1 protein-coding gene is annotated in these 389 nt (G+C 59.9%); it reads right to left on the bottom strand.

Features of this window, described 5'->3' with window-relative positions; all coding sequences use genetic code 11:
• Nucleotides 1–349, bottom strand: a 349-nt coding sequence (locus KYG_RS02170) for a DUF4158 domain-containing protein (RefSeq protein WP_008903179.1), incomplete at its 3' end; no start/stop codon positions are given.
• Nucleotides 350–389 lie beyond the last annotated feature (40 nt).

Below are 389 nucleotides of genomic sequence, written 5' to 3'. Positions count from 1 at the left end.
TCCACCGAAAACCAAGGGCCGTGCACGCTACTTGCTGGTGATCGAACAGTGTCTTCTCCCGCCCGTACAGCGTGCGCAGCGAAGCCACATCAGGGGTGGCAATGCCAAGTTCCTCGCTCAAGTGGCGCCACAGGGCGACGGGAACCACCCGAAAGGCATACAGCAGGCGGCCACTCATGCGCAAAAACCCGATATGCAGCGCCAGACCGAGCTTGTGGGCGTCACCCCGGCGCGCATTGATTGCCTCGCGCTCTGCACCATCGAAGGTGAAAAACGCCTTCATCTCGAAGTCACTGATATCGCGGGGCAGCTCACGCATCCCCAAAAACGTCGTTTGCCAGTCCTGCATCGTGAACCCCATTAGTGGGAGGCCACGATACCCGTTTGAG

It is taken from the genome of Acidovorax sp. NO-1 (assembly GCF_000238595.1).
GTDB lineage: Bacteria > Pseudomonadota > Gammaproteobacteria > Burkholderiales > Burkholderiaceae_C > Acidovorax.
The sequence above is the reverse complement of the archived record's forward strand: the minus strand, read 5'-3'. Positions and strand labels throughout refer to the sequence as shown.